This is a genomic window from Candidatus Nitrospira bockiana (assembly GCF_965152565.1).
This window is the reverse complement of sequence record NZ_OZ224215.1, coordinates 194672-209917: the sequence shown is the minus strand read 5'-3', so window position 1 is coordinate 209917 and position 15246 is coordinate 194672. Positions and strand designations below refer to the sequence as shown.

Sequence of the window (15246 nt, the reverse complement as noted above, 5' to 3'; positions counted from 1 at the left end):
CCGCCGGCGATGACATGCTGCTCACAGCGGGACGGGAACGGACTCCAGGATCTGACGGACCAGCTCTTCCACCTCTTCCACCTGATGGCCGCGAGGCCCGGACCGGGTTTTCAGCATCAGGCGATGCGGGAGCACGATGGGAGCGAGCTCTTTGATATCGTCGGGCAGGCAATAGGTCCGATCGCGCACGAGTGCCAAGGCCTTTGCCGCCCGCGACAAGGCGACCGCGCCGCGCGTGCTGACGCCCAAGGCGAGTTGCTCGCTTTTCCGAGTCTCACCGACGATCGCCAGCAGGTAGTCGAGCAAGCTGTCGTCCATCCGGACCTGTTCGGCGTGGTGCTGAAGCTCCAGGACCTCGTCCGCGGTCAACACCGGCTCCAGCTCATCCGCGGGATGCAGAGAGGCGGGCCGATCCAACACCTCCTTTTCGGCCGCGAGGTCGGGATACCCGATACGGATGCGCATCAAGAATCGGTCGAGCTGGGACTCGGGAAGTGGAAACGTTCCATGATGCTCGGCTGGATTTTGCGTCGCGATGACCATGAACGGCTGCGGCAGGTCGCGGGTCTCGTTGTCCATCGAGACCTGGGCTTCGTTCATGGCTTCCAGCAGGCTGCTTTGTGTCTTCGGCGTCGTCCGATTGATCTCATCGGCAAGGACGATGTGGGCAAAGATCGGGCCCGGCATGAACTCGAAGGCCTGCTTCTGACGGTTGAAGATGGAAATGCCCAGGATATCGGACGGGAGCAGGTCGCTGGTGAACTGAATCCGCCGAAAGGAGCAGGCCAGGGAACGGGCAAGGGCATGGGCGAGCGTCGTCTTCCCGACCCCCGGGACGTCTTCGACCAGGAGATGACCGCGGGCCAGCAGACACACGACCGTCCATTCGACCACCTGGGACTTGCCCTTGACGACCCGCTCGATGTTGGTCTGGAGGAGGCGTATTTTCTGTGAAGAGTTCAAGACTTCGAAGAGTTCGTGACGGGCCAGACGGTGACCCAGAGTCTAGCAAAGGGCCCTAGGACCGTCAATGTAGCGGTCGAGGGAGGCAGGGACCAGCGTGAGGAACCACGGCGGCTCTTCCTCCCGCATGGAGCCGAACAGACGGGCCGTCTGGCTTGCGGGCAATCCTTCGAAGACGGCGCCGCGACGGACCTCCGCATAACGAAAGCCAATTGCAGGCTCGGAGGCGCCGGGCACCGGTAGGACCGAGCGCAAGGGGGCCACGTCGTTCAAGACGAGGCGTCCTCCAATGGGCAGCGCGTTCAGCTCCTCGTAGACCGGGCCGAAGACCTCCCGTCGGATCGCCGGCGTGAAGATGACGTCCTTGGGCCGGACCCGTTCGCCCTCCAGCAATTGCGAAAGCAGTTCCCAAAACACGTGCGAGTCGATCGACGTCAAGACGCACAGTCGTCCTCGCCGGGCCATCACGCACAGCAGCGCGAGGGGACCCTTCACGTCGAACTTCCATGGCGGGAACAGCAGCGCCCGCCCGCCATGCAGTACTTCCAACGCTTCCTCACCATCCACGCGAACGCGGCGAAAGTCTCCCTTGGTCCGCTTCAAGTCCTCTTCGATCAGCCGCGCGGCCACGCGGGTGGGTTCATAGGCAAAAGTCGGTGTTGCGGGTGCGTGGCACGTGACGATCGTGTAGGAGGACAGGAGACCTTGGACGCCGTCGAGCTCGAGCATATCGACGTTGCCCCACAGACGAAACGTCAGGGCGGAGGACGGCGACCGCGACGCGCGATGGAGACGCTCCAGGTGACGAGGGTCGGCATGGAGCCGGCCGCCGAGTCGCGACCGTGGATCGAGGCGGTCGAGGCAATGGAGCGTGAGATGGCGGCCCCCGGACTGGAGCTCGCCGGAGTACCGGTCGACCAACTCCACCGCAAACGACAGGTCTCCGGACCCGAGGTCCAGCAGCGAACTGGTGGGGGCTGCGAGCAAGAGGTCATAGGGGTTGGGGCGCTCCCGCACGAATTGCTCGACCTGAACGGGCGTCAATCCGGGCGGCTCGCCGTGGCTGGATTCCGAGCCGATCCCGAACAAGACGCAGAGGGCGCGGAGCGCTTTGGTCGGCGGCAGCCCGGTCAACTCCTTGAGCGCGTCGCCTCGAGAGGTGTCGGAATCCGCCCCTCCCAACGTCTGGCTCAAGGCCTCCTTCAAGCCGGCGGGCAGGTCGGACGAGGCGACGGCCGCTCGCAAGGCCGCCCGCGTCGCCTCGATCGCGTCCTGGCCGACCAACTTTCGGGAACGTTGCCAAGCGCGCGGCTCGGCCTGTTTGACCGCTCGAAGCCGGGATTTCAAGTGAGCGGCGAGGGCATGATCGAACGGCATCGAGGAAGGAGCAGTCGAGTTTGACTAACCGGTGGACAGCATAGAGGCCGGTCGGGACCGAGTCAAGCGCGCTTGCCGGTTTCCCTCGGCTGTGTTAGGAACCAGCCATGTGGTCCATCCTGCTCTCCGCCTGTCTAGCCTTGGCCGGCCTGCTCCTCTCGTCTCCGGCCGGCTTCGCTGATCGACCAGCCGAGGCGCTCGCCCCCTGGCAGATCTGGGACACCCACCGCCGGGAGCCGGTTGCCTTCGAGCAGTGGGCTGCGTTGCTGGCCGAGCAGGATGTGATTTACCTCGGCGAAGAACACCAGAACCAGTGGCACATCGAAGCGGCGCTCCGGGTCCTTCGCAGCCTCGTGGAACGCCACCATCGCCCGGCGCTTGCAATGGAGATGTTCACGTGGGACGGCCAGAGCGCGCTGAACCGCTATGTGACTGATCCGGATGCCTCTCGGGAAGAGTTCTTGACGGCATCGAAGTGGGCCGCGGGTTGGGGAGGCGCGTTCGAAGACTACGAGCCGCTCGTCTCGTTCGCGCGGACACAACGCCTGCCGCTGCTCGCGCTCAATCCGCCACGGTCACTGGTGCGGGCGGTTGCACGACAGGGGTTGGCCGCCGCGATGGCAGACAGCGGCATGGCCGCCTGGCACATGGATCGTGAGACCTTCGTCGAAGACCCTGACTATCGCGCCGTGATCATGCGCCAGCTCACGCTGTGCCACGGTGGCCTGTCCGAGGAGGGCTATGGACGGATGTACGAGGCGTCGGTCTTCCGGGACGAAGGCATGGCGAAAGTGATCGCCGACTACGTGCGTCACGAGACATCATCGGGCGAGCGGCACCACCCCGTCGTGAGCTATACCGGCGGCGGCCACATCCAGCACGGCCTCCCCGTGCCGAGTCGGGTTCGGAGGCGCGTCCCGGACGTGCGTCAGACCACGGTGTATCTGGCCTCCGTGACGGCGGATCGTGCGGAGGAGATCGAGGCCCTGCTTCGCGAGACGATCGCCGACTACGTTTGGCTCACACCGGTCGGGCAACAAGGCCCGCCCAAGCGGTGTGGGGGATGAACAGGGTCTCCAACTCGTTCCGCGCCATGCATATTCAAGGAATCGCCCGCGGAGGCCGGGCGTCCGCTTCGTCCCGCCACACCAATCGAGACTGAATCAATACTGACCGAGTCGCCACCACCTTCCCGAATGCTGACTTGACACGACTTTCGTCGGCGGGTACACATGTACGTACGTCTTCCTGCGAGGGATCACGGGCCGTCATGCGAGGCAAGATCGCCTGCTCAGCGCAACGTCTCAGCCTGCTCGACCCGGCTATGGTCCAGTCGGTCGTCGAGGCCCAAGCCTACCAGGTCGCTCACCAATACCGCTCTGAAAACCGGGTTCGGATCACCGATGCCGACGAACGCCAGATCTCTTCGGTCGTCATCGGCAATTCCGGCGTCTATCAAGTCACGGTCCAGCTCAAGGATGGGGCCCTGTCGACCAAGTGCACCTGTCCGTTGAACAACGAGCAGCCGCTGTGCCGCCATTCGATTGCCGTCCTGCTCGAGTATCATCGCTGGGCGCAAGCGAAGAGCGCGCAGCAGCCCGCCGCCAAGCCCGTCCCGGTGCAGGCTCCACCCGCGTCGAACGGCCGGACGTCCTCCGCGCTGGACATCAAGCTCAGCGAGATCACGCGATTCGTCGAGTGGCTGCAGGCGGCCGTCCCGCTGGTGGAGCAGGGACACCCCTTCCCCAGCCCACCTCCTCTGGGGGAAGAGGCGTTGACCTGGGTGCGGGTCTTGCAAAGTCTCGACGAGCGTCGCCGCGCGAGCGAGGAGCGGTGCGCCGCGATGGAGGCCGACGTCCGGGCGCACGAAGCGCATCTTGGCCGGGTCACCCAGCAGCTCCAGTCCTGTATGGAGGACACGAAAGCCGCCCAGGTGGCCTGCGAAACCCTCAGGCGGGAGGTGGCGGCCTACAGCGCGATGCAAGCCAAGTTCGTGGAGATCGCCAAGAGCTTTGACGGATTCGATGGTCAGATGAAGCGGATCGTCGGCGACGTCACCAAGAGCGTCTCACAGCTCGACGGCCTCGCCGGCGCCTTCAAAGAGACGGCTGCCGCCGTCCAAAGCCTCACCAAGAAACCCTGACGTCACGCTTCCCGCACCGGCTTCCCCGTCGCGCGCATCACGAACACGTACAGCACGCACAGGAGCAGAGCGAACCCGCCGACCAGGTAGGATTGCTGCTGAAGCACCTGCACGAGCCGGCCCGGGTCCTCGACGAGCTCCGGCTGGTCACCGAGCACTGTGGTTCCGAACCATGCCAACACCAGGCACCAGAGCCCGGCCCCGACGATCGTCATGGCGCTGTAGAGGCCGAACGGCATGCGCACGAGACCGGCCGGAATCCCGATGAGATGGCGCACGACGGGAACCAGGCGCGCAAAGAACACCCCGCCCGCTTCATACCGCGCCAGCCAGCGCTCCGCTCGCAGCAGCTTCTCTTCGGGACAGAAGAGATACGGCCCGTAACGAACCAGAAGCGGCCGTCCCAACCACCGGGCCGCCCAATAGGTCGCGGCGGCTCCCGCATAGCTCCCCACGGTGCCGGCGATGACCACGCCGGCGAAGCTGTAGCGACCTTGCGACGCCCAGTAAGCGGCCGGGGGAATGACGATCTCGCTCGGGATCGGGAAAATCGAGCTTTCGAGCGCCATCAGCACGATGATCCCGGCGTAGCCCCACTCGTTCACCATCTGAAACCAGAGCCCGATCCAGTGCTGCATCGCCTCCACCAAGCGGCGCGATTCTACCTGGACGCGGTTCCAAAGACTAGGCCAGGAGAACTAGGGTGCTCTTGGGCTCTTGCAGACCGAGAAGGGGATTCTGTAGAATCGCGCCCATTTCAACCAAGCGGTCAGCCAGAGGCGACCGATGAGGAGGAGCGATCATGGGCAGGATTGTTTCGGGTCTCGCGGGTGGAGTCGTGAGTGTGTTCTTGACGAGCGCGGCCGCACTGGCCAACGAGCCGAAAGGCGGCGCGCCGGATTACAGCGGCATCAGCGGCATGTATTACACGCTGATCGCCATCATTCTCGGTTACGGCGTCTACGACACGTTCTTCAAGAAGTCCTGACGCCCTGCACTCGCGTGCGGCGCCCGGGCTCGGCGGTCCGCCGAGCGCGAGACCCGATGGCCGTCACGTGGTCCGGCTCGCCCCTCGTGTTTGAGCAAGGGCTTGAGAACCGGCCACAGATGGTCGGCGATGAGCCGGTAACCTTCTCCGGTCGGGTGGATGCCGTCGTCCAGGTTCAAGCGCGTCTGCCCGCCGACGCCTTCGAGGAAAAACGGGACGAACGGCAGGTCGTGCCGACGGGCGAGCTCATGGTAGACCGCTTCGAAGCGCGTCCGATACTCCTCGCCATAGTTCAGCGGTAACTTCATCCCGGTCAGGACGACGGTGGCTCCCGCTGCGCGCAGCCGACGGATCATCTCGTCGAGATTCGCGCGCAACTGCTCCAGGGGCAGGCCGCGGAGCCCGTCGTTCGCCCCGAACTCCAGGATGACGAGCTCGGGCCGGCTTTTCAGCACCCACTCGAGTCGTCGAAGCCCACCGGCGCTCGTGTCGCCGCTCACGCCGGCATTCACGACGCGATAGCGATACCCGGCCTCGTTCAGCCGCCGTTGGAGATGCGCAGGATACGATTGGTCCCTCGGGACTCCCGGGCCGGCCGTCAGGCTGTCCCCGAGCGCCACGATCGTCGGCCTCTCGTCCTGCTGATCTCGCAGGCCTCTCGGCCCGCCCGGGTCCGCCGTTGGCTCCGTCGCGCGGCCGGCATGCTCCTCGGAGCTGACGACCGACGTGGCTTCTGACATGCCGTCGCCCGGGGCTCGGTCACAGCCGAGCACCCAGATGCTCGCGATCAGCAGCATCGAGGCCGGGATCATGACGAATGGCCACCCCTGCCTCACCGGCAGATCCTCCAGAACGCCTCTCATTCGAACACTCGAAGGGCGACAGTATAATATACCCTCAACGGCCAACGGAGGGACCAGCCGATGATCAGCCTCGTCGACGTCAGCATGCGACTCAGCGGCGGCGGCCATGACGTGACCGTGCTGAACGACGTGTCGTTCGACATCCCGGCCAAGCAGCGGGTCGCGATCGTCGGGCCATCGGGAAGCGGCAAGTCCACCCTGTTGGGCTTGATCGCCGGGCTCGATCGGCCGACGACCGGATCCATTCGGGTGGACGGCGTCGACATCACCGGTCTCTCGGAAACGGAGATGGCCCGATTTCGGCGCCGGCACATCGGGTACGTCTTCCAATCCTTTCACCTGATCCCCACCTTGACGGCGCTCGAGAATGTCGCCCTCCCGCTCGAGTTGAACGGCGATGGCGGGGCCGCGACGCGGGCCGCCGACCTGCTCGCCTCCGTCGGTCTTGCCGACCGGCAGAGCCATTATCCGATGCAACTGTCCGGCGGGGAGCAGCAGCGCGTCGCCGTCGCCCGGGCCTTTGCGGTGCATCCGCCGATCTTGCTCGCCGATGAGCCGACGGGCAACTTGGATTCGACCACCGGGCAGCAGGTGATCGACCTCCTCCTCGGCTTGAACCGGGATTACGGGAGCACCTTGGTGCTCGTCACCCACGACGCCAGCCTGGCGGCATTCGCCGAACGCATCCTCACGCTCCGCGACGGTCGGATCGCCTCGGACGTGTCCTCGGTCCCTCGGCCATGACCCGGGCACCGGCTGTTTCCGGAGCGCCGCGTCACCCTCCCGCCCGAAGGGCGGACCATAGGAGACAGGTTCTTCGATGCCGTTTTCCGTGAACATGGCGTGGCGTGAGACACGGACGGCCTGGCGTCACTTCCTCTACTTCTTCGTCTGCATCGCGCTCGGCGTCGCCGCGCTCGTCGGGGTCGGGCTGTTTGCCGACAATCTGGAGCAGACCGTCGCGCGCGAAGCCCGGAGCCTCATGGGGGGCGACTTGGAAGTGCGGCTCTCGCATCCGTTGAGCGAGCAGGGGCGGGCTGTCCTCGAAGGACTGGGGGAAAGAGGAGCGAGCGTCACCCACGTGAGCGAGCTGGTCGCGATGGCGTCGAGGTCGAATTCCGGATCCCCGACCGCGGCCGGCCCGGTTTCGTCCCAGATCATCGAGCTCAAAGCGGTCGAGCCCGCGTACCCGCTCTATGGGACCGTGCAGACCACCCCGACGCGCCCCCTCGCGGACCTCCTGGCGCCGGACCCGGCCCCCTGTCGGGTCGCCGGCGAGGAGCACCGGTGCTATGGCGCGGTGGTGCAAGAGGCCCTGCTGATCAAAATGGGCCTCTCCGTCGGCGATCAGTTCAGCATCGGCCGCGCCTGGTTTCGCATTCGCGGCACGATTGCGCACGAGCCGGATCGCATTGCCAGCGCGTTCAGCCTCGGTCCCCGCGTGCTCGTGTCACAAGACGCATTGGGGGCGGCCGACCTCGTCAAACCCGGCAGCCGCGTACGCGAACGGCACCTGATCCGGGTCCCGGCCTCCCTGGACGCGGGGCAGGTCCTCGAGGAGCTGCGCGACCGGCTCGCGCCTGATTCCGCTCGCATCACGGCGTTTCGGGACGCCCAGCCGCAGCTCCGACGTTTCCTCCAACAACTGGATCGGTACCTGGGCCTAATCGGGCTCACCGCGTTGTTCGTCGGCGGCATCGGCGTCGCGACTACGATCCACGCGTTTCTCAAAGAGAAGCTGCACACGATCGCCGTGCTGAAAACGCTCGGCGCGGACTCGAAGACGATCATCCGCACGTACCTCTTCCAGGCCGTCACCCTCGGCTCGATCGGCAGCGTGGCGGGCCTGCTGATCGGAACCACGGTGCAACACGCGATGCCGACCCTTCTGGCCGGGCTGTTCCCGCAACAGCTTCTCGAGCTGTCCCAAGGCGGCTACTCGCTGCCGCCCGCCCCCCTCGTCAGAGGACTCCTGCTCGGGATCGCCACCACGCTGCTGTTCACCATCTGGCCTCTGCTCGGGGTCCGGGACGTGTGTCCCGCGCTCATCTTCCGGGCGGACGTTCTGGCGTTGGAAGCGCGACACCCGGGTGCCGACGGACCGCGCCGGCGGCCACGGCGGCCGCGCGATGCCGTGCGGGTGGTGACCGCGGGCGCGATTGCGCTCGGTCTCGCCGGCGTGGCGATGTGGCAGGCCGAGTCGGTCGTGATCGGGGCCCTGTTCCTCGGCGGGCTGGTCGCGGGGGCCTTCCTCCTCGTGTTCGCGGCCCGGTTCCTGGTCACGGCGCTCAAGCTCGCTCCGCCTCCCGGCTCCCTCGTGCTTCGGCACGCGTTCGCGAACCTGTGGCGCCCGGGGAGTCAAGCCATCTCGATCACGGTCGCGATCGGGATCGGGGTCATGATCATCATGACGATCTCGATCATCGAGCGATCGCTGGTCCGTCACATCGGGGACAGCCGACCGATCGACGCCCCCACGTTCTTCTTCATCGACATCCAGCCCGACCAGCGCGATGGCGTGGAGCGCCTCCTCGTCGAGCGGCTGCCCGGCACCCGAATCGACCTCACGCCGCTCGTGCGCGCCCGACTGCATGCCGTGAACGGCCGACCGGTGCCCTTGAATGGAGGCGTCGACCGCGAGCCCGACAAGGGAGGAGATCGTGAAGAACACGGCGTGTCGTGGTATCTGACCCGGGAATACGTGCTGACGTTCCTGGAGCAGTTGCCCAAGGACAACGCGATCCTCGCCGGTCAGTGGTGGGGTTCCGGCGCCCGGCCGGACCAACCCTTGATCTCCGTCGAGGAGGACGCGGCGCGCCATCTGGGGGTCACCGTCGGCTCCACGCTGGCGTTCGACATCCAGGGCGCCCTCGTGTCTGGGACGGTGAGCAGCATCCGCAAGGTGGAATGGAACAACTTCTCCACCAACTTTTACATGATTCTCTCGCCCGGTGCGTTGGAGGGGGCCCCGTTTACGTACGTCGCCACCGCGCGAGTATCGCCCGGAGAACAGATGGCGGTTCAGCAGGCGGTCGTGGATGCGTTCCCGAACGTCACGGCGATCAACATCGGTGAGGTCATGGGGACGTTCTCACGGGTACTCGAACACCTGTCCTTCGCCATCCGCGCGATCGCCGGCTTCTGTATTCTGGCGGGAGCCGTGGTCATGGCCGCGGCGCTGGCGACGACCCGCTACCGGCGGTTGTACGAGTCGGTAATCTTCAAAGCCCTGGGCGCCACCCGGAACTTGATCGCCGGCGCCTTCGCCGCCGAGTACGCGGTCCTCGGGTCCGTGGCGGGCCTCATCGGAACGGGACTTGCCGCCGGGCTGTCATGGGCCATCCTCGACTCCGTGTTCGATCTGCCCTGGATCTGGCCGGTCCATGTGCTCCTGGTCGGCCTCGCCTTGACCATCGTGTTGACCGTCGCCGTCGGGTTTCTGGCCACCTATCGCATCCTGGGCGAGCGTCCGTTGTCCATCCTTCGGCATGAATAGGCGCCGCAGGATGGAGAACGGCCGCGGCGCCGCGGGGATCGGCCGGTACGACCCAAGGGATGAGGTCAGCGAGCCAAGACGCGATCGAGGTAGGCGTGAAGAGGTGAAGCTTCCCGTTCACGCAGGGTCACCGCAATCCGCAACTGTTCGAGGTATTGCTCCAGCGTCTTGCCGCCGAGGTCGATCTTTCGCTCCTCGAAAAACCGCCGCACGTCGCGCTCCAACTCAGGCGTGGCCAGCGCGGTGATCCCTTCGCACATCCGCCGCAGACCGTTCTTTGGAAAGAGACGGTCCATGGTCTCCCACTCGCGCTTGACGAACTGCCAGGCCAATTCCCGGCCGTAGACGCTCGTCAGGACCATGCGGACGATGAACGGCGCATCCTGCGTCCGAATGTCGCCGTTCACCGTCTTGACCAGCGTCTGCTCCAGCAGCGCGGGCGACGTGAACAGCGCCAGCGAGTACAGATAGCGGCGCTCCTCTTGGGGAGTGGCCGCGCTCTTGAAACGGCGCACGTACTCCTCGTAGCGGGATGCGTCGCCCACGTGCGCCAGGATCGCAATGATCGCGGGCAGCAGATTGGGGTCGAGGCGGTCCGCCTCACGATATCGCTCGGCCGCCTGTTGCTGGACGCCGGAGTCGTTGCCGATCGTGCCCAGTGCCCGGATCACTTCCGCCCGCAACTGCTTGGTCAGCTCATCCTCGCCGGCCTGGGGGGACCAGCCCAGCTCGCGGAAGAGCGAGCCGAGGCGGGTCCGCACGAGCGCTTCGAGGTTGGGACGATCCTCCGGCGCGATGATCCGGTTCAGGCCGTGAAACGAGCCGAGGAGGATTTCCCAGACATTCTTGTCACGGTCCTTCTCGAAGACCGCGGTCAGATCCAGGTAGTCGGACACGGGCATCACGCCGGCCACCGCCGCCGCCCAGGCATCGCTGATCAGATTGAAGCGCTCGATGGCGGCCAGCCCGTCCGGAAGCAGGCGTACGAGCCCCTCCAACAGCTCCGCACTGTAGCGAACCCGATAGAAGCCGTGCCCTCCTTCGTTTAGCACGACGGCATCATAGCCGGCCGGGACATCCAGCTCGGTCTCCGGCGCGGTCAGCAAGACACGCCGAGACTCGCTCGTGCCCGCTGCCATCCACTTGAGCTGAACCGGGATCTGCCAGCGCTGATCGGGATCCGAGGGGGAACCGGCCGGCGGCTGCGGGAGATAGGTGAAGCGCTGCTGGCTGATCACCAGCCGGCCGCGCGCCACCGTCGCGGTGAGCAGCGGGTACCCGGGCTTGAAGATCCACCCGTTCATGACCTCCGGAACCGGCTGTCCGGCGGCATGCCCAAGCGCCGTCCACAGGTCGCCGGTATCCGCATTCCCGTAGGCATGTACCCGCAAGTATTCGCGTACCCCGTCACGGAACACGTCGGGTCCCAGGTACTGCTCCATCATACGAAGCACCGACGCTCCCTTTTCGTAGGTCAGCACGTCGAACATCGCATCCGCATCCTTGGGCGCGACGACGGGGTATTCGATGGGGCGGGTGCTGTGCAGCCCATCGACCGACATGGCGGCCGCCCGGGAGACGCCGAAGGTCGTCCACCGGCGCCAAGCCGGCTTCCAGGCGTCGACGGCGAGCATCTCCATGAACGTCGCGAATGCCTCGTTCAGCCACAGTCCGTTCCACCAGCTCATCGTGACCAGGTCGCCGAACCACATGTGCGCGTTCTCGTGCGCGACGACGTCGGCGACGCGCTCCAGCTCGGCGTGAGTCGCCGTCCCCTCATCGACGAGGAGCGCGGTTTCCCGAAAGGTGATCGCGCCCAGATTCTCCATCGCCCCGGAGGCGAAGTCGGGAATCGCCAGCAGGTCGAGCTTGTGACCCGGGTAGGGGACGCCGTAGTACTCCTCGAAGAACCGGAGGGAAAAGGCCCCGATCGCCAGCCCGAACGGCGTCAGTCGGCGCTTTCCGGGAACCGACCAGATCCGTAACGGCGTCGACCCGACCATGACGGCTTCCGTCGCTTCGAGCTCGCCCACGACGAACGCGACCAGATAGCTGGACATGCGGATCGTGTCCGCGAACTGCACGATCTTCTTCCCGCCCTCGCGGCGCTCGGAGAGCACCGGTGTATTCGAGACCGCGGCAAGATGGGCATCGACGACGAGCGTGGCGGCGAACACGGCCTTGAAGGCCGGCTCGTCCCAACAGGGAAAGGCCCGGCGTGCATCGGTCGCTTCGAACTGCGTCGCCGCGAGGACGTGCCGCCGGCCCTGCTCGTCGGTGTAGGTGCTCCGATAGAAGCCGCGGAGCTTGTCGTTGAGGAACCCACGGAAGGCGAGCTGGAGGCGCCAGGTGCCGGGCTCGAGTTGGACCGGGAAGCGGATCCGGCAGCGCTCGGTCGCGTCCTCCATCTCGATCGTCCCGTGATGGTGCACCGTGCCCTGCTCGATCGTCGCCCGCTCGATGTGCAACTCCACGGCGTTGAGCACGATCTCCGAGGTCGCCCGGTGGACGGTGAGCGTGACCGTCTCTTCGCCCTGAAACGTGAAATCGGCCAGACTCGGCTCCAGCCGGAGATCATACCGGATTGGAACGACATGCTGCGGTAATCGATAGGGATTCATGGCTCGTCGCGCTCCATCGATCTCTTCTCTTTCGACGCCGGGCGGTCGCCCGGACGACAGGCGGGCCGCGGCGCGCAAGGGTGCTCCGAATATACTCAGCGCCTGGAAGCCCAGCAGGGCGCCGGCGGCCCGTACTCCCGCTTCAAGGACACGGCGCCGCGTCACACCCGCAGGAAACGTCCGAGGCGCATCCCGGTGGCGCTCCCCGGGCACGTCATGTCCTCACCGCCTTCTGCACCTCGACACCATGCGCGGTGCCGACGATGAGGAGATCCGTGCGGTTGACGAAGAGCCCCGTTTCGACCACGCCGGGAATCTCGTTCAGCCGGGTTTCCAATTCGGCCGGCTGATCGATCCGCGGGACGTGGACGTCGAGAATATAGTGCCCCGCCTCGGTCTTGAAGTAGGCGCCGGCCCGCCGGCGGATGACCGCTTTGACTCCAAAGGACTCGATGAGCCGACCCGTGCTTCCCCAGCCGAACGGCACGACTTCGACCGGGAGGGGAAAGGGCAGCCCCAAGACCGGCACACGCTTCGTCTCGTCCACCACGATGATGACGTGCCGCGCCGCCGCGATGACGATTTTTTCTTTCAACAGGGCGCCGCCGCCGCCTTTGACCAGATTCAACCGCGGATCGACCTGGTCGGCCCCGTCGATCGCGACGTCGATCACCCAGTCGTCTTCGGTGTCGATCAGCGGCACCCCATGCGCCCGCGCCAGCTCCGCGGTCTCCCGCGATGTCGGGACTCCGCGGACCTTCAGCCCGCGCTGGATCCGCTGGGCGAGGCCGAGCACGACGTACTTCGCCGTCGACCCCGTCCCCAGGCCCACGACCATGCCGTCCTGCACGTACTGCACGGCGGCCTCGGCGGCCGCCCGCTTCCACGCGTCCTTGTCCGTCACGGCTCCCCCTTCATTATTTGAAGCGCCAGGCCGAGGCCGCCAGGCAGGCCCTCTCAGCCGTTCGCCATCTTCGCCGCCTCGGCGGCCGCCCCCAGCAGGCCGCACTGATCGTTCACGATGACGTGGACGGGGATCTGGCTCAGGAGCTTCTTGTACCGTCCTTTGGCGGCGAACGCCCGGATGAACGTGCCGTCCTGCAGCTTGGCGAGCAGCTTGGGCGCGATCCCACCGCCGATGTAGACGCCGCCGAGCGCCATCGCCTTCAACGCCAGGTTCCCGGCCTCGGCCCCGTAGATCGACGTGAACAGATCGAGCGCCTGTACGCAGATCTCCGCCTGTTTCTTCAGGCCGATGTCGGCGATGACCGCGGCCGGATCGCCGACCTTGATGCGCTCGGCCACCCAGGTGGGCTCGTTCCGTCTCGTGTCGCGCAAGAACTCATAGATGGCGTGGAGGCCGGGACCCGACAGGACGCGTTCATAGCTGACATGGAGATAGCTGAGGCGGAGATGCCGCAACAACTCGATCTCCTGGTCATTGTTCGGCCCGAAATCCGAATGGCCGCCTTCCGATGCCATGGGCTGGTAGCGGCTCCCGTCCCAAAACAGAATCGCCTCTCCGAGCCCCGTTCCGGCCGCAATCAACGCCATTGCCCGCTTCTCAGACGGCGGGCTGCCGTGGTTGAGCGTGACGGTCTCATCGGGGCGGAGTTGGAGCAGACCGTGGGCGGTGGCTTCCAGGTCGTTCAGCAGCCGTAACCGCGGGATCTCGAAACGCTGGGCCAACTCGTGACCGTCGACGAACCAGGGAAGATTGGTCGTTCGGCACCGGTTGTCGATCACGGGGCCGGCCACCCCGATGCACGCGGCACTGACCGTGACGGGTTCCTCCGGCGGCGCCGGTTCAACCGGAGGCTCCCGCTCCGCCGCGGCCTCGGCGTCGTCCGGCCCCTCGACGGCCTTCGGCGGATGGAGGAATTCGTCGAGAATCTGTTCGAACGATTTGTACTCCCCGCTCAGGAACACCGCTTCACGGACCGGCTCCACCCGCTCGGTCGTCCAATCGAACAAGGCGAGCCGCGTCTTTGTACCGCCAATGTCACCGGCTAGGATCATCTAGGCCTCATCACCTTCGAGCTGTTGTTTGCTGAGCGCCAACTGCGAGGCAGCCGCCCGATCGAGGAACCAGCTCACCCGCCCCTCCGCCCCGCGGAGCAGCTTGGCCGGGTATTCGAACGGATCGAGGGACTCGTCGTCGAAAACGGCCCGGACCGCCCCCGCTTTGGCTTCCCCGGTCACCAGTAGGAGCACCTGACGGGCCTGGTTGATCAGCGGCACCGTGAACGAGAGGCGGTCCGGTACGCCGTGAGGAGCCTTCGTCGCGACCACGGCCCGAGCCCCTTCCTTGAGGGCAGCCGAATGGGGGAAGAGCGAGGCGATGTGCGCGTCTTCTCCAAGGCCGAGCAGGATGAGATCGAAACGCGGCCACGCGGGGGGCGCGACCTGGAACCGGTCCCGCATGACCTTCTCGTACCGGTCGGCGGCCTCGTCCGGAACCGCTTCGCCTTCCATCCGGACCGTCCGGCGAGGATCGATGCCCAACGGCCGGAGCAGCGTCTCCTCCGCCGACCTGAAGTTACTCTCCGGATGATCGGGAGGCACGCAACGCTCGTCACTGAAATAAAATTCGACCCGTGACCAATCGAGACCACGCCGATACTCCTGAGCGAGCCGCTGATAGAGGGTCCGCGGCGTCTTCCCTCCGGAGAGCGCCACGCGGAACAGGTCGCGCTCCCGGCCCGACTCTCCAGCGAGCCACACGAAGAGCTCGGCGGCCTCCCGCGCAACCTCGTCCTCGTCGTCGAATACCCGAAGCTCGGCGGCCGGCATCG

The 15246-nt window shown here is 66.1% G+C and carries 13 protein-coding genes; 5 read left to right on the top strand and 8 right to left on the bottom strand.

Going from position 1 to position 15246, the window contains the following annotated elements:
• Positions 1 to 21 precede the first annotated feature (21 nt).
• Complete coding sequence (locus ACWHYV_RS01110) at positions 22 to 963, bottom strand: AAA family ATPase (RefSeq protein WP_447978826.1); 942 nt, start codon at positions 961 to 963, stop codon at positions 22 to 24.
• A 42-nt stretch (positions 964 to 1005) separates the two neighbouring features.
• The gene (locus tag ACWHYV_RS01105; protein ID WP_447978825.1) at positions 1006 to 2340 is read right to left on the bottom strand and encodes a hypothetical protein; all 1335 of its coding nucleotides are present in this window, start codon (positions 2338 to 2340) and stop codon (positions 1006 to 1008) included.
• A 107-nt stretch (positions 2341 to 2447) separates the two neighbouring features.
• Between ACWHYV_RS01105 and ACWHYV_RS01100 the strand changes: the two genes are divergently transcribed.
• Positions 2448 to 3407: a ChaN family lipoprotein gene (locus ACWHYV_RS01100; protein ID WP_447978824.1), complete on the top strand. Its 960-nt coding sequence runs from the start codon at positions 2448 to 2450 to the stop codon at positions 3405 to 3407.
• 203 nt (positions 3408 to 3610) lie between these two features.
• On the top strand, positions 3611 to 4483 hold the full coding sequence (locus ACWHYV_RS01095; RefSeq protein ID WP_447978823.1) for an SWIM zinc finger family protein: 873 nt from the start codon (positions 3611 to 3613) through the stop codon (positions 4481 to 4483).
• Between the two features lie 2 nt (positions 4484 to 4485).
• Here ACWHYV_RS01095 and ACWHYV_RS01090 read toward each other — a convergent pair whose 3' ends face one another.
• Entirely contained in the window at positions 4486 to 5121 is a 636-nt protein-coding gene (locus ACWHYV_RS01090; protein ID WP_447978822.1) for a DedA family protein, read from the bottom strand.
• Positions 5122 to 5285: 164 nt separating this feature from the next.
• Here ACWHYV_RS01090 and ACWHYV_RS01085 point away from each other — a divergent pair, with 164 nt between their 5' ends.
• Complete coding sequence (locus ACWHYV_RS01085) at positions 5286 to 5471, top strand: hypothetical protein (protein WP_447978821.1); 186 nt, start codon at positions 5286 to 5288, stop codon at positions 5469 to 5471.
• Here the strand turns inward: ACWHYV_RS01085 and ACWHYV_RS01080 are convergent.
• Complete coding sequence (locus ACWHYV_RS01080) at positions 5444 to 6334, bottom strand: arylesterase (RefSeq protein WP_447978820.1); 891 nt, start codon at positions 6332 to 6334, stop codon at positions 5444 to 5446. The genes ACWHYV_RS01085 and ACWHYV_RS01080 overlap by 28 nt on opposite strands.
• A gap of 60 nt (positions 6335 to 6394) precedes the next feature.
• Here ACWHYV_RS01080 and ACWHYV_RS01075 point away from each other — a divergent pair, with 60 nt between their 5' ends.
• The gene (locus tag ACWHYV_RS01075; protein WP_447978819.1) at positions 6395 to 7078 is read left to right on the top strand and encodes an ABC transporter ATP-binding protein; all 684 of its coding nucleotides are present in this window, start codon (positions 6395 to 6397) and stop codon (positions 7076 to 7078) included.
• A gap of 76 nt (positions 7079 to 7154) precedes the next feature.
• On the top strand, positions 7155 to 9830 hold the full coding sequence (locus ACWHYV_RS01070; protein WP_447978818.1) for an ABC transporter permease: 2676 nt from the start codon (positions 7155 to 7157) through the stop codon (positions 9828 to 9830).
• A 65-nt stretch (positions 9831 to 9895) separates the two neighbouring features.
• Here ACWHYV_RS01070 and ACWHYV_RS01065 read toward each other — a convergent pair whose 3' ends face one another.
• The 4 genes from ACWHYV_RS01065 to pgl are packed head-to-tail and all read right to left on the bottom strand — an operon-like array spanning position 9896 to position 15244.
• The gene (locus tag ACWHYV_RS01065; RefSeq protein WP_447978817.1) at positions 9896 to 12664 is read right to left on the bottom strand and encodes a M1 family metallopeptidase; all 2769 of its coding nucleotides are present in this window, start codon (positions 12662 to 12664) and stop codon (positions 9896 to 9898) included.
• 1 nt (position 12665) lies between these two features.
• Positions 12666 to 13355, bottom strand: a complete 690-nt coding sequence (gene rpiA, locus ACWHYV_RS01060; RefSeq protein ID WP_447978816.1) for a ribose-5-phosphate isomerase RpiA — start codon at positions 13353 to 13355, stop codon at positions 12666 to 12668.
• A 53-nt stretch (positions 13356 to 13408) separates the two neighbouring features.
• The gene (gene glk / locus ACWHYV_RS01055) at positions 13409 to 14470 is read right to left on the bottom strand and encodes a glucokinase (RefSeq protein ID WP_447978815.1); all 1062 of its coding nucleotides are present in this window, start codon (positions 14468 to 14470) and stop codon (positions 13409 to 13411) included.
• Positions 14471 to 15244: a 6-phosphogluconolactonase gene (pgl, locus tag ACWHYV_RS01050; RefSeq protein ID WP_447978814.1), complete on the bottom strand. Its 774-nt coding sequence runs from the start codon at positions 15242 to 15244 to the stop codon at positions 14471 to 14473. It abuts the gene before it with no gap.
• Positions 15245 to 15246: the final 2 nt, after the last annotated feature.

Coding starts and splice junctions, on each gene's coding strand:
- pgl (WP_447978814.1), bottom strand. CDS start 15,244: ATGCCGGCCGCCGAGCTTCGGGTATTCGACGACGAGGACGAGGTTGCG.
- ACWHYV_RS01070 (WP_447978818.1), top strand. CDS start 7,155: ATGCCGTTTTCCGTGAACATGGCGTGGCGTGAGACACGGACGGCCTGG.
- ACWHYV_RS01080 (WP_447978820.1), bottom strand. CDS start 6,334: ATGAGAGGCGTTCTGGAGGATCTGCCGGTGAGGCAGGGGTGGCCATTC.
- ACWHYV_RS01100 (WP_447978824.1), top strand. CDS start 2,448: ATGTGGTCCATCCTGCTCTCCGCCTGTCTAGCCTTGGCCGGCCTGCTC.
- ACWHYV_RS01105 (WP_447978825.1), bottom strand. CDS start 2,340: ATGCCGTTCGATCATGCCCTCGCCGCTCACTTGAAATCCCGGCTTCGA.
- ACWHYV_RS01090 (WP_447978822.1), bottom strand. CDS start 5,121: ATGCAGCACTGGATCGGGCTCTGGTTTCAGATGGTGAACGAGTGGGGC.
- glk (WP_447978815.1), bottom strand. CDS start 14,470: ATGATCCTAGCCGGTGACATTGGCGGTACAAAGACGCGGCTCGCCTTG.
- ACWHYV_RS01085 (WP_447978821.1), top strand. CDS start 5,286: ATGGGCAGGATTGTTTCGGGTCTCGCGGGTGGAGTCGTGAGTGTGTTC.
- ACWHYV_RS01075 (WP_447978819.1), top strand. CDS start 6,395: ATGATCAGCCTCGTCGACGTCAGCATGCGACTCAGCGGCGGCGGCCAT.
- ACWHYV_RS01095 (WP_447978823.1), top strand. CDS start 3,611: ATGCGAGGCAAGATCGCCTGCTCAGCGCAACGTCTCAGCCTGCTCGAC.